The organism is Cupriavidus sp. 05T313 (assembly GCF_056396665.1).
Window position 1 is genome coordinate 1 of sequence record NZ_JBFTLX010000210.1, and the last position, 12757, is coordinate 12757.

Consider the following 12757-nt stretch of genomic DNA (forward strand, 5'->3'; position numbering starts at 1 on the left):
ACGTTGTAGAGGAGCGAGGTCGGCACCTATCGTTCGCACACAAACATGCGGCGCGCCTTTCTGCATTGTTCGAGGGCTCTAGGGCTGCGTTTGCTGGCAAGGCTGGCGCCAGATTTTGCATCGAAAGGATGCAATCTGGTGAACTTGATGCTTTATTAATACTTTGATTTATAAGGGTAATTCTTGCCTCACCGCCAGATGTTGCACGGAAAGTACGATTACCCCGTCAACGCCATCTTTCGAAGCCTTCACCCCTATCTTCGAGCGAAAGACCGAGCGATACCCCAGGCTGGCGACGACGGACACAGGCGCCCGGCCTGCCGGAGAACACGCCTACGACCAGCAGTGCATCCTTGCGGAAAAGTTCAGCAAGCTGTGCYGCGATGGCGCAGAGTGCCTGGCGATGGGGGCTTGCAATGACATTGAAGACAAGCTGGGCGCCAGCATGCGATCATTGATGCCCCGGATTTCACGCAAAGCCACGTGCCATGCCGGCGGCAGACAGGAGTGTTCGTCCTGCTGCCAATCCCCAACGCCAGCGAAGGAAGACTCGCGCTCATGACGCAACAAACCACTTTCAGCCTCGAACCCAACCCGAACGCGCTCGACGCGGCCACCCGGGATGCACTGATGCGCGACCCCGCGTTCGGCCGCGTCTTTACCGACCATATGGTGACGATCACCTGGCGTGAAGGACAGGGTTGGCAGGACGCCAAGGTCACCGCACGCAAGCCGTTCTCGATCGATCCGGCGTGCTCGGTGCTCCACTATGGCCAGGAGATCTTCGAGGGCATGAAGGCCTTTCGCGGCGCGGATGGCGCAGTAACGCTGTTCCGCCCGCTCGAGAATGCGCGCCGCTTCCAGGCGTCGGCCAAGCGCATGGCCATGCCGGCGTTGCCCGAATCCCTCTTCCTGGAAGCGATCGAGCAGTTGGTGCGGGTCGACCAGGACTGGGTGCCGCACGGCTCGGGCAGCCTCTACCTGCGTCCCTTCATGTTTGCGAACGAGGTGTTCCTCGGCATCAAGCCCGCCTCCGAATTCATTTTCTGCGTGATCGCCTGCCCTGTGGGCCCGTACTTCAAGGGCGGCGACAAGGCCGTCTCCGTCTGGGTCTCCGAGAACTACACGCGCGCCGCGCCCGGCGGTACCGGCGAGGCAAAGTGCGGCGGCAACTATGCCGGCAGCCTGGTCGCGCAGAGCGAGGCCACTGCGAACGGATGCGACCAGGTGGTCTTCCTGGATGCCGCCGAGCACCGCTGGGTGGAGGAACTCGGTGGCATGAACATCTTCTTCGTGATGGACGACGGCACCCTGGTCACGCCRCCCCTTAGCGGCTCGATTCTTCCAGGCATCACCCGGGCTTCGGTGATCGAACTGGCCAGGGAGATGGGCATGACGGTGGAAGAGCGCCGGTATTCATACCCCGAGTGGGAGGCGGATGCCCAAAGCGGACGCCTGGCCGAGGCCTTTGTTTGCGGAACGGCGGCGACGCTGGTGGCCATTGGCGAAGTGCGGTCTTCGCGGACACGCTTTGCGATCGGGAACGGCACGGCCGGCAACACCGTCAAGGTGCTAAGGGAGCGGCTGGTGGAGATTCAGCGCAACCAGGCCGCTGGCCCTGCCGGGTGGGTCCATCACGTCGGTTTGTAAGGGTGCCTTGCGGGACGCTTATGTTCGGGCTCGCCCGATCTGCCGCTTGGCAAACTGCAGGCCAAACCGGAAACCATCGCGCAGTTCGGATTCGCACCTCGCTGCGCCATGCCGGCCCCGCGCTAGCCGCCGGCCGTCATGCGGACTCCACGCCGTCCTCCACCCCGCATGACACGCTGATCTTCTCGATCAGACCGAGCAGCAGCGGCGCATAGCGCGCCACATCGCGCGGCTTGTCGCTGGGCTTGTGCGGGAAGCTGATATTGAGTCCGTACCATTGGTGGTCCGGCCCGCGGAACGCCGCGCCCACGGCGGTCAGGTGACCCGGCTGGTAGTTGGCGGTGCAATAGCCTTGCGCCTGGGCCTGGGCAATGCCGCGCGACAGTTCCTTGTGCAAGGCCGGCCATTCGTCGCCGGCCTTTTCCGCGATCCGCGCGAGGCAATGGTCACGCACGCCGGCCGGCGCCGCGGCCAGCCATGCCATGCCGATCGAGGTCAGTTCCATTGGAATCCGCGTGCCGGGCGCCACGCGCCGGGTGCGCGATACGCTGTCGCGGCTGTGGCGCACTGCGGCCAGGTAGACCATGGTGGTCTGGTCGGGCACGGCCAGGCCGACATTGACTTTTTCCGCCTCGGCAATCTTGCGCATCAGCGGCAGCGCGATATCGGGCACCGTGGTGGCGTGGTGGAAGGCGTCTGCCAGGCTTACCACCACCGCCGCCAGCCGGTAGGCGCGCTCGGTGGAGTCGTAGCGCAGGAAGCCGCTGTCCACCAGCGAGTGTGTGAGGCGGCTGACGGTGGGGCGCGGCAGTCCGGTGCGCGCAGCCAGCTCCGCATTGGTCAGGCTGGAAGAGCCGACGCGGAACGCGCGCAGCAACATCAGGCCACGTTCGAGCGACTGGCTGCCTTCGGTCTGGCGCGTGAAGCGGCCAGTACTGTGCGTGAGCGCACGGGTCGAAGGCGATTTGGGTCGGGAATCCGGCTGGGAGAGAGTATCGGGCATGTGGTTGTCGGCAGCCCCGCCAGTCCAGCTTCGGTGTGCCGCAATTTAATTTCGAATTCCGAAATTGTAGTGTAGCGCGGCAACGCGCATCGGCGAATACTGGGTGCCTTCTCACCTTCCGGAGCCTTTCGCCATGACCTCGGCATCCACCCCCGAAATTGTCCTGAGACGCGACCAGCATGTAGCGCAAATCGAGATCTCCCGCCCGCCCCATAACTTTGTCGACGCCGATGTCATGCGCCAGCTGGCCGAAGCGCTGCTCCAACTCGACGAGGACGACAGCTGCCGCGCCGTGGTGCTGTCATCCGGCGTGGGCGCCTTCTGTGCCGGGGCCGATTTCAGCGGTGCGGACCAGGGCAGCGTCTCGCGCGATCCATCGGCCTTCTACGCACAGGCCATGAAGCTGTACCGTAACCGCAAGCCCATTGTGGCGGCGGTGGAGGGTGCGGCGATCGGAGCGGGGCTGGGCCTGGCGCTGGTGGCGGATTTCCGCGTCACATGCCGCGAAGCACGCTTCAGCGCCAGCTTCAACCGGCTCGGCTTCCATCCCGGCTTTGGCATGAGCGTGACGCTACCGCGCTTGATCGGCGAGCAGCAGGCCGCACTGCTGTTGTACACGGGCAGGCGTGTCGACGGCGAAGAAGCGATGCGCATCGGTCTGGCCGACGAACTCGTGGCGCAGGCCGAGGTGCTTACCCGCGCACTGGCGCTCGCGCACGACATAGCGGCCTCGGCGCCGCTGGCCGTCGAAAGCACGCGCGAAACGCTGCGCCTGGGCCTGGCCGACCGCATTGTGGAGGCTAACCAGCGTGAGCTTGCCATCCAGCGTGTGCAGTTCGCCACCGCGGATTTTCGCGAAGGCGTGGCGGCAATGGCCGAGCGCCGCGTGCCAGTCTTCCAGCGCCGCTGAGGGGTCCGTATGCAACAGCAGAATTCCGTCTGCGCCGGTCCGCTCGAGGGCATTCGCATACTCGACCTGACGTCGGTGGTGCTGGGCCCGCTGGCCACGCAATCTCTGGCCGACCTGGGCGCGGACGTCATCAAGATCGAAGGACCGGAAGGTGACCTCATGCGCGCCAATGGCGTCTCGCGCAACGCCGGCATGAGTTCAATCTACTTGGCGCTCAACCGCAACAAGCGCTCGGTGGTGCTGGACCTAAAGACGCCCGCGGGCGCGGCGGCGCTGCGCCGCCTGATCGCCGGCGCCGACGTGCTGATCCACAATATGCGAGTGGCCGCCATCGAGCGGCTGGGCTTCGGCTATGTTGCAGTGGCGGCGTTGAACCCGCGCATCGTCTACTGCGTGGCCACCGGCTTCGGCCAGGACGGCCCGCACCGCAACAAACCGGCCTTCGACGACATCATCCAGGCCGCTTGCGGGCTGGTGTCGCTGGGCTCCGCCGCTGGCAACCGGCCCGAGTACGTGCCCAGCCTGATTGCCGACAAGACCACCGGGATGGCGCTGGCCAACGCGGTGATGGCCGCGCTGCTGCACCGCGAGCGCCACGGTAGCGGGCAAGCGGTGGAGGTACCGATGCTGGAAACCATGGCCAGCTTCGTGATGGCCGAGCACCTGGCGGGGTTGACTTTCGAGCCCGCCACCGGCGAAGCCGGCTATGCGCGCCTGCTGGGAGGCGGAAGGCGGCCGGCGCAGACTGCGGACGGATGGATTTGCGTGCTGCCGTACACGGACCGCCACTGGAAAGCCTTTTTCCACGCAGTGGGCCGCGACGACTTGGCCGATAAATACAACATAGCCAGCCGCGCGCAGCGCAACGCCCATATCCGCGCGCTGTACCAGCAGCTCACGGAAATCACGCCGGCCCGCACGACGGCAGAGTGGATGACGCTTTTCGAAACGCTGGATATCCCAGCCACCCCGATCTACACGCCGGACGAATTGCTGGCGCATCCGCACCTGGAAGCGGTCGGGCTGTTCCAGCAGACGGAGCATCCCACCGAGGGCCCGTTACGCGAGATGCGGCCCACGGCGCGCTTCTCCGCCACGCCGCTGTCGCTGCGCCGCCACGCGCCCACGCTAGGCGAGCACACCGATGAGGTATTGCGCGAAGCCGGGCTAGCCCCTGAAGACATAGCCCAGGTAACGGGCGACCTGAATGCCGGCTGACGCGGCACGCGAACCATAAAGGAGGCATTGCATGAACTTCGCACTGGAAGAAGAGCACCAGATGCTCAAGGATCTGGTGGCGCGCTTTGTGCGCGAGCAGTTGATCCCGCTCGAAGCGGGTGTACTGGCCCGCGAGGCAGAGGGCGGCCAGCTCACGCTGCTGCCGCAGGAGCAGGACAAGCTGGACGGACTGTCGCACGAACTGGGCTTGTGGGGCCTGGACGCGCCGGCTGAGATGGGCGGCGCCGACCTGCCGGTGGTGGCCATGGTCGGCGTCAACGAGGAGCTGGGAAAGACCATCACGCCTTACGACCTGCCGCCCGATTCGCCGAATCTGCGCATGCTGCTCAAGACTGCCGACGCCGCTCAGCGTGCGCGCTACCTGGAACCGTACGCGCGCGGCGAAACCGTCTCGGCGATTGCCATTTCCGAGCCAGGTGCCGGCGGCGACCCGGCCATGATGACCACCCGCGCCGAACGCGACGGCGACGACTGGGTGCTCAACGGCCGCAAGATCTGGATCAGCCGGGCCGCTCGCGCCGACTGGACCATCGTGATGGCGGTGACCGACAAGGCGCGCGGCGCGCGCGAGGGCATCTCCGCGTTCCTGGTCGACCGCGGCACGCCCGGCTTCAAGGTGGAACGGCGCATCCCCATGATCGGCGGCGCCTCCACCTACGAGGTGGTGCTGGAGGACTGCCGTGTTGCGCACACGCAGCTTCTCGGTGCAGAAGGACAGGGCTTTGCGCCGATGCAGGCGCGGCTGTCCAGCCGGCGCGTGCAGATGGCGGCCTGGTGCATCGGCCGCGCCCAGCGTGCGCTCGACATGCTGTGCGAGTACGCGCCGCAGCGCCGCACCTTCGGCGCCGCGCTCGCGGACAGGCAGGCCATCCAGTGGTGGGTGGCCGATGCCGCTACCCGCATCCACGCCTGCCGCCTGATGACCTATGAGGCCGCGGCGCGCATCGACGCCGGCGAGGAAGCGCGCACCCAGGTCTCCATGATCAAGGTGTTCGCCACGGAGATGGCCTGGGACGTGATCGACCACGCCATGCAGGCCTTCGGGGCGATGGGCATGACCAAGGAAATGCCGCTGCAGCAGATGGCCAATGAGACGCGGCTGATGCGCATCTACGAAGGGCCGTCCGAAGTACACCGATGGGTCATCGCGCGAGATCTGCTCGGCCTCAAACGTTAGTCCGTCGCAAAGACCACTCACCTCACGGAATCACCGAACCACTGACGCACCCGCACTGGCGGAACCCACTGCCGGGCGGAAGACCAAGGAGACAATATGACCCGAACCGTGAACTGTTCCCGGCGTAGCTTCGCTATCCTGACCGGCACCGCTGTCGCAGCGAGCCTGGCGGGCGTACCGTTCGCCGCGTTGGCGCAGCCGCAGGCATTTCCCAACCGGCCGATCCGCTTTATCGTGCCGTTTCCGTCCGGCAGCGGTACCGACATGACCGCCCGCATGTTCGCCAAGAAGATCGGCGAGCTGACGGGGCAGGGCGTCGTGGTGGAGAACAAGCCGGGCGGCAACGGCTTTATTGGTGTGCAGACGGTGCTCAGCGCGCCGGCGGACGGATACACGGTGTTTATCGGCAGCAACTCCACGCTATCCACCAACGCCGCTACCTTCCGCAAGCTGCCTTACGATCCGCTGACCGATTTCCAGCCCATCACGCTGCTGTCGCGGGGGCCATGCCTGATCATCGTGCCCGCCAGTTCTCCTTACCACACGCTCAACGCGCTGGTGGAAGATGCGCGCAAGCGCCCCGGTGCACTTAACTACGGTACTGGCTCGGTGTCATACACGCTGTACAGCGAATGGTTGAATGAGCAAAGCCGCATGAAGACCACGGGCGTCCCCTACAAGGGCGCGGGCGACGCGATCAACGGCGTGATGGCCGCCAACGTGGACTTCGCCGTGGTGGACGCCAGCGGCGCGATCGAACTGGTCAAGGGCGGCAAGGTGCGCGCACTGGCCTACACCGCGCCCCAACGCTCACCACTGCTGCCTGGGGTGCCGAGCGCGCCCGAAGCCGGCGTGCCGGATTTCCTGGCCTATAACTGGGTGGCGGCGGCGGTGTCCGCCAAGACCCCTGCACCCATCGCACAACGCCTTGGCGAACTGTTCGCCAAGGCCGGTGCTGCCGACGATGTCAAAGAGTATTACCAGCGCCAGTCCACCTCGCTGATACTGTCCACGCCGGCAGAACTGCGCGACTACCAGAAGGACGAGATAGCGCGCTGGAAGCGGCTGGCGGCAATCGCGAAGATCGAGCTGCTGTAAAACTGGAACACGCGCGCGAGCAACGCGCGCCGATGCCCTATGCGCGGGGCCAGGGCCGAGGCAGGAGAAATCCCGGCCGAGTGCGCTCAACGAAAGGCTGGCCGGCGTGGCCGCGCGGGGCGACTCCATCCATGACGCCGGCGTGCAGTTAGGCAAGCTGCTGCCGGATCGGGCCGAAGCTCGAAGCAACGCCTGGGTGCGCTTGCGATCGCGAGACCCTCGCATCCGACGCTCGAGTTCACGTGTGGGCTGGTGGCTGTTCTCGGCCCGATTGTTCAAGCGAGCAGCGGTTTTGACGAACACGTGTTTGACATTGGCTAGTTCCGGGATGTCGGCCTTCGTGGCCGGGTAACTGCGCAATTGGTCAGTGACGATTTTCGCGGCACGCGGCAGGAGCGAAGCACTCGGATGAAGAAGCGTTTGGCTTCGGTCTTGTCGCGCCGGTTCTTTATTCAGACTGCGCTCATGACGGGCTTGCACTCCAATGGCAAGACCGGTGTCAAAACGAAGCCTGACGCCGTGCACTAGCATCATGCAGACAAGCTTGCGCGCAGAGTACGTCGGACACCGCGTGTCGGGGAGGGAAGGTGGCTCCCTTCCATTTTGCTCGCGTACGTCGTCTTCCAGGTTGACGGACGTATGTGTCTTGACGGTGGCTCAACGGACAGGGGCGCGTTGTTGTCATGAAAAGCTTAGTTCGAGGCATCCAAAGTAAAGCGGGAAGTGGCGCGAGGCCGGATGATTCACTCGTAGTCGCTGACACTTGGACATCAACCGCTTTAAGGAGACTTGCATGCACTCCATCGACGACTCTTTGCGACCTGAAGATCACAGCCACTGATCATTCAGACCGCGACCTACGGACCGCAATGGCTGCCCGGAGATCCGGACGATGTGCCGGTGACGATGGCCGCTCAGGTGCAAAGGGCAGCGGACTGCTACAACGCGGGCGCCATCGTTTTGCACATGCAGGTGCGCGAAGCCGACGGCAAGGGCTCCAGGCGCGTGTTCATGTTCAACGAATGCTGGATCGCCTGCGCACCGCCGTGCCGAAGACGGCGCTGCAAATGGGGTTCTAAAGCTCTCTCATCTAGTTCGACATTCTCAATATTCACATTTCAACCTGGATATCCATCATCATGAACTTCCTTGACGGCCACCTGTATCCCGAGAACCAGCAGCCTCTGATCATCACAGCCGCTCCCTATGCGCCGGGCTGGATTCCCTCAGACTTCCCGGAAGATATCCCTGTCACCATGGAGGAGCAGATCCAGAAGGCGGTGGATTGCTATGAAGCCGGTGCCACCGTGCTGCATCTGCATGTGCGCGAACCCGATGGCAAGGGCAGCAAGCGCCTGTCCATGTTCAATGAGCTGATCGCCGGGGTGCGCAAGGCCGTACCCGAGATGGTCATCCAGGTGGGTGGCTCGATCAGCTTTGCACCCGAGGACGATGGCTCTGCGGCCAAATGGCTCTCCGACGACACGCGGCATATGCTGGCCGAACTCGATCCGAAGCCCGACCAGGTGACGGTGACCGTCAACACTACGCAGATGAATGTGACTGAGCATGCTGGTCTGGATGACTTCAAGGGGGTTTCGCGGGGATTCCCGCACCTCTATGCAACCTACAAGGACATGATCGTGCCCTCGAACCCCAGTTGGGTCGAGGAGCACATCCGACGCCTGACAGCCGCCGGAATCCAAAGTGAGTTTCAGTGCTACAACATCAACAGCTTTGAAACGATTGAGCGGATGATTCGCCGCGGCGTCTACAAGGGGCCACTGGTGATGAACTGGGTGGCTATCAGCGGCGGCATGGATCAAGCGAACATTTACAACCTGGCCAACTTTCTGCGTGCTGCGCCCGACGGAGCAGTGATCACGGTGGAAAGTTCGGTGCTAAATGTGCTGCCCGTGAATATGATCGGCATGGCTTTGGGCCTGCATGTGCGGTGCGGCATCGAGGATGTACTCTGGAACCAGACCCGCACGGGAAAGAGCACCTCCGTCGAGCAAATCAAGCAATTGGTGCGTATCGCCGGCGAATTTGGTCGCCCCATAGCGACAGCGAAACAGGCACGAGAGATCATGCAGATTGGGGTCTTCTACGACACGGCGGAAGAGACGCTTCAGGCCAATGGCTTCGCGCCCAATCGTAACGGTGGCAACCAGGGATTCCTGCGCAAGCCGACCTAAAGCCTTTGGGGGGAATTGACATCGTATGCTCTCTGTGCTGCCTCGGCGGCATGTTTTTGAGGCTGGCGCAATCGATGTCAGGGGGGGGCGTGACAGCGTCACGCACCGAACACAATAGTGAATTGCGGCTAATGATGTACTTACGGTCACGCACAACCAGACTGAATCAGGGCTCATGACCGGGGTCGACTGGGACCTGAAGAGGCCAATTCCGGCAATCTTCATGCGTCGATTGCGGCCGTCGGGAAACGACGGTCAGTCTGTTCTCGCGACCGAGCTGCGTGCCTACTGCAAGGATTGCTCGAGGGTTTAAATGCCTGCGCAAGATGGTGAGAGCTACTACCGGCCAAGGCGTAGCCCGCCCAAATTGACGGTCTGGTCTTGAAGCCCTCCCATTGCCGGCTGCACGTTACACAAAGGTTTTGGTAAGCGGGCCTTGTGTGCCTAGAATCCCTTTGAGCATTGGCTTGCGGGCGATTTTCATTTTCCCAGGTTTTTTTCAGGAGAATGCAATGCGAAACCACAAATGCTGGAGGAGAGGGAAATGATCATGCGTAAATTGCCTGCAGTTGGTTTAACAGTTGTGATGGCGCTCGTCTTTACGGGTGCGAGCGCCCAGCAGACACAAGAATCGAAAGCCCAACAAGGAGCAGAATCAACCCAGATTCCAAATGCGCCGCCGACCACAGCGGAAGCCAAGGCCATTATTGCCGAGCGTTTCAAGGCGGCCGACGTCAACCATGACGGCAAGCTAAGCCGGGAAGAAGCCAAGGCGGGTATGCCGGAGGTTTACAAGCGCTTTGACCAGATCGATGCCAGGAAGCGGGGTTACATAACAGAGCGTCAGATCGGTGCTTATTGGGAGGCAAAGACCAAGGAACAGATGCAGAAGGAAAATCCCATTTGGAACTGAGCCCCCTCTGCCTTAACGCCCGAAGTCGCCCAGGATTCGGAATGGCGCGTCCTACACTTCAATCTTCGAGCGGGTTCGGGCGTTCAGTGCGTTGAATCGTAGTGACGCATGTTGGCCGTCCCGGCGGGGCGAATTACCAGACCGATGCTCGGGTTTGAAGCCTTTCGCGGCGCGAGCATCCTCCCGGGCAGCATTGAAATCACGCATATGGTTGCCAAGGGGCAAACGCAGTGCATCGATGGGATGCTGCGCCCGCAGCGCAGCAATTTTATTCCCTGGCAGCATCAACTGCGCGATTCGGTTCCTGGCTGCCTCGCGCTCTGATCGCGACAGAACCCCGCACCGCTCATTTGTCGATGACCCGGCGCGCAAACCGCTCCAGATAATCCAGCAGCGCATGGGCCCCCGCCAGGGCGTGGGCCAAGAGCAGAGCTTCGCACGGCATTGCCAGGTGCTGTCTTTATGCTTTAGTCGTAGCCTGCCTAGCGTTTTGTGCGCTTTTTGAAACAAATGGAAGGTAAATGGCATTGCCGGGTGGCCGAAGCAACGGTTGCGACCAGTGGCAGGCGGCATGGTTGAAGAGCCGCCACCTTGTACAAAACAAGGCGCTGCGCGAGCGGCTGGCATCGGCGCTGATCTGGACTACATTGATTCCATCGTGATTTGACGAGGTCACTGCCATGTCCAGACAACTTGCCGTGATGATGGCGCTGCTGGCCGCCAGCGGCCTGGCGCAGGGCGTCACCAAATGCCGGAGTGGAGGCGAAGTCCTCTACACGTCGGCGTCCTGCCCGGCCGGCTACATGAATGTCACCGGCACCATGCAGGGCCACCTGCTCACGGTGCCCAACGCTACGAAAACCCTTCGGGAAAATCAGGCCTACTTGAGTATCCGCGCGCAGACAGCGGAGCAGGTCAGGGCGCAACGGGCGCGGGACGAGGAATGGAACTTGCGGACCCAGAACCTCTTTCTGAACCAGTGCCTGATTCTCGACTACCGGGTGCGCGCGACTGAACGCGCAATGAACGAGACTGAGTACTGGAGCCGCGCCGATCGCTACCGCAAGGGTGTCGACGCGCTGCGTGCCCAGCAGTACTACCTGGGCTGCTTTGGCTGACTGCCGAAGTCAGCAACGAGTTTACGGCATCCGCAATGTCCTTGAAATGTCGCGGGAATCTGCTAGTAGTGGACTTTAGAGGCCGCACTGGAAGGGAAAGGAGGGCGTCATGGTGAGTCGCGTCGAAGCGGTTCTGGACAAGTATGGCCTCCAGGCTGGCGCCATGGAGCAAGCGATTTACCTCAAGGTTTCCGTAACTGACGTGCGGGGACTGGGTGTGTCGGGCCTTGGGATCAAAAGCTTTCGGGCGGTCGACCTCGGAGCGTTCCGGAACGTTGAGCACACCGAAATCACCGGTACGGGCCAATTCGATATTGTCCAGGTCGATCAAGTCTCTGCACCGCCGGGAGCCGATGCCTTTTCGGTCGAGGCCTGTAAAGGCTATTACATCCTTCGTGTTGCGAAACCCGCGAACGGTTGGCGTCCACACATGACGCTCGGGCTTACGGTCCAGGTACTCAGGGACCTACGGCTAACGCCTGGCTTCGGAGGGCCGACAGATGGCACGCATGGTGCGGCCACCTACGACTACTGCCACACGCTGGTGCAAATCGATTTCCTGTAGTGCTATGGCGGCGACGGCGCGGGGCTAGCACAAGAATTCGGGTCATCGATTGTGGATACAGACCCCGATCTGTTTTGTCGTTGCCGCTTGACTGAAGGTGAGGGTGAGCGGCGGCGGCAGAATCCTGACGTTTACTCCTTCGCTAAGCTCCGATGCGGCACCAACAAAGCATCGATGAAGGGGGCCTTCTGCGCAAGATACTCACCGATGCCTCCACGGTTATTTGATTCGAGCTGAAATTTCAAATCCTGATACTGCTGTCGTATACCGGGATCGCTCCTAAGAAGATCGCCAAAACGGAGCATTCGCTCAATCTGCCAGTGGCCACTGACACATACATGCACCTTGTGGGTTCGCACCCCATCAACATCGCGACGATAGAAGTGGTGCCCTGATGAAAGATCACTTCCCCGAACGTAACCCARTACATACATGAAACTGTCTCGCGCTGCCTCGTCCCGATGCTCTGACACCTCAACCAAGAGGTCGATTTCTGGCTTGGCTGCAAGTCCGGGAACAGCCGTGCTCCCGACGTGATAGATATCGACAAATTCAACACCAAAGACTTTCGCTACGCGCTCTTTCTCGCTGGCGAAAAGGGCAGGCCATCTGCTGTCATAGTGGGAAATTTTACTGGTAAGCGCCATTTTGCCTCATTCTTCCAGAAAAACTGGAATTGTCCGTTCCGTTGAGTGGCCGTGGCTGCTTCTGCAACCGCTGCTGGAAGCGGACATTCTGATTTGGCCTCTACACAGGTTTTGTCTAGGCTGTTTTTAGATGTCAGTCGGCTGGCTAAACTGAAATGTCAGTGCGGTCGTGCTTTTTGTGGTTTAGCCGTAACGCGGTCAAGCTGGCCGGAAGGGGAGAAGCCAGCACAGGGTGGGGC

14 protein-coding genes and 1 pseudogene are annotated in these 12757 nt (G+C 62.1%); 12 read left to right on the forward strand and 3 right to left on the reverse strand.

The features are described from left to right. Positions 1-558: 558 nt before the first annotated feature. Entirely contained in the window at positions 559-1650 is a 1092-nt protein-coding gene (locus tag AC1DKD_RS31495; protein WP_441635293.1) for a branched-chain amino acid aminotransferase, read from the forward strand. A gap of 136 nt (positions 1651-1786) precedes the next feature. Here AC1DKD_RS31495 and AC1DKD_RS31500 read toward each other — a convergent pair whose 3' ends face one another. Continuing rightward, positions 1787-2653, reverse strand: coding sequence for an IclR family transcriptional regulator (locus AC1DKD_RS31500; protein WP_441635295.1), 867 nt, complete (start codon positions 2651-2653; stop codon positions 1787-1789). A gap of 133 nt (positions 2654-2786) precedes the next feature. Between AC1DKD_RS31500 and AC1DKD_RS31505 the strand changes: the two genes are divergently transcribed. From AC1DKD_RS31505 to AC1DKD_RS31520, 4 genes are all read left to right on the forward strand, one after another. Beyond that, a complete protein-coding gene (locus AC1DKD_RS31505; protein WP_441635297.1) occupies positions 2787-3563 on the forward strand; it encodes an enoyl-CoA hydratase/isomerase family protein in 777 nt (258 codons plus the stop codon). A 9-nt stretch (positions 3564-3572) separates the two neighbouring features. Further along, entirely contained in the window at positions 3573-4781 is a 1209-nt protein-coding gene (locus AC1DKD_RS31510) for a CaiB/BaiF CoA transferase family protein (protein WP_441635299.1), read from the forward strand. Between the two features lie 31 nt (positions 4782-4812). Next, positions 4813-5979, forward strand: coding sequence for an acyl-CoA dehydrogenase family protein (locus tag AC1DKD_RS31515; protein ID WP_441635301.1), 1167 nt, complete (start codon positions 4813-4815; stop codon positions 5977-5979). Positions 5980-6075: 96 nt separating this feature from the next. Then, the gene (locus AC1DKD_RS31520; protein ID WP_441635303.1) at positions 6076-7077 is read left to right on the forward strand and encodes a Bug family tripartite tricarboxylate transporter substrate binding protein; all 1002 of its coding nucleotides are present in this window, start codon (positions 6076-6078) and stop codon (positions 7075-7077) included. A 151-nt stretch (positions 7078-7228) separates the two neighbouring features. Here AC1DKD_RS31520 and AC1DKD_RS31525 read toward each other — a convergent pair. Beyond that, positions 7229-7529 (reverse strand): annotated as a pseudogene (locus tag AC1DKD_RS31525) (DDE-type integrase/transposase/recombinase); the annotation flags it as partial. Between the two features lie 442 nt (positions 7530-7971). Here AC1DKD_RS31525 and AC1DKD_RS31530 point away from each other — a divergent pair. The 7 genes from AC1DKD_RS31530 (at position 7972) to AC1DKD_RS31560 (ending at position 11871) form a co-directional block, all read left to right on the forward strand. Then, a complete protein-coding gene (locus tag AC1DKD_RS31530) occupies positions 7972-8220 on the forward strand; it encodes a 3-keto-5-aminohexanoate cleavage protein (RefSeq protein WP_441635305.1) in 249 nt (82 codons plus the stop codon). Further along, on the forward strand, positions 8217-9275 hold the full coding sequence (locus tag AC1DKD_RS31535; RefSeq protein ID WP_045242863.1) for a beta-keto acid cleavage family enzyme: 1059 nt from the start codon (positions 8217-8219) through the stop codon (positions 9273-9275). Before AC1DKD_RS31530 ends, AC1DKD_RS31535 begins: the two co-directional genes overlap by 4 nt. A 544-nt stretch (positions 9276-9819) precedes the next feature. Next, entirely contained in the window at positions 9820-10188 is a 369-nt protein-coding gene (locus AC1DKD_RS31540) for a CREC-EF hand family protein (protein ID WP_441635308.1), read from the forward strand. Positions 10189-10332: 144 nt separating this feature from the next. Next, positions 10333-10512 (forward strand): hypothetical protein, encoded by a 180-nt coding sequence (locus tag AC1DKD_RS31545; RefSeq protein WP_441635310.1) that lies wholly within the window; start codon positions 10333-10335, stop codon positions 10510-10512. Between the two features lie 197 nt (positions 10513-10709). Further along, a complete protein-coding gene (locus AC1DKD_RS31550) occupies positions 10710-10850 on the forward strand; it encodes a hypothetical protein (protein WP_441635312.1) in 141 nt (46 codons plus the stop codon). Between the two features lie 18 nt (positions 10851-10868). Continuing rightward, positions 10869-11306: a hypothetical protein gene (locus AC1DKD_RS31555; protein WP_441635314.1), complete on the forward strand. Its 438-nt coding sequence runs from the start codon at positions 10869-10871 to the stop codon at positions 11304-11306. Between the two features lie 109 nt (positions 11307-11415). Further along, a complete protein-coding gene (locus tag AC1DKD_RS31560; RefSeq protein WP_045242856.1) occupies positions 11416-11871 on the forward strand; it encodes a hypothetical protein in 456 nt (151 codons plus the stop codon). 131 nt (positions 11872-12002) lie between these two features. Here the strand turns inward: AC1DKD_RS31560 and AC1DKD_RS31565 are convergent, their stop codons facing one another. Continuing rightward, positions 12003-12518 carry a GrpB family protein gene (locus AC1DKD_RS31565; RefSeq protein WP_441635316.1) on the reverse strand — a complete coding sequence of 172 codons (516 nt, stop codon included), beginning with the start codon at positions 12516-12518 and terminating at the stop codon, positions 12003-12005. Positions 12519-12757: the final 239 nt, after the last annotated feature.